The following is a 341-nucleotide window of genomic DNA, read 5'->3' on the forward strand; positions in this document are numbered from 1 at the left end:
AACCTCAAAAGGTAATTACAGATCAGGCACCTTCAACGAAGGTAGCAATGGCTAAAGTAATTAAAGCTTTTAAACTTAAACCTGACTGCCATTGTACATCGAAATATCTGAATAACCTCATTGAGCAAGATCACCGTCATATTAAAGTAAGAAAGACAAGGTATCAAAGTATCAATACAGCAAAGAATACTTTAAAAGGTATTGAATGTATTTACGCTCTATATAAAAAGAACCGCAGGTCTCTTCAGATCTACGGATTTTCGCCATGCCACGAAATTAGCATCATGCTAGCAAGTTAAGCGAACACTGACATGATAAATTAGTGGTTAGCTATATTTTTT

At 34.9% G+C, this 341-nt stretch carries 1 pseudogene; it reads left to right on the forward strand.

Features of this window, described 5'->3' with window-relative positions:
* A pseudogene (locus HMPREF2715_RS05305) lies at positions 1-299 on the forward strand (IS6-like element IS257 family transposase); the annotation flags it as partial.
* Positions 300-341: the final 42 nt, after the last annotated feature.

Origin of the sequence: Staphylococcus sp. HMSC062A01 (assembly GCF_001836805.1) — a bacterium.
GTDB lineage: Bacteria > Bacillota > Bacilli > Staphylococcales > Staphylococcaceae > Staphylococcus > Staphylococcus haemolyticus.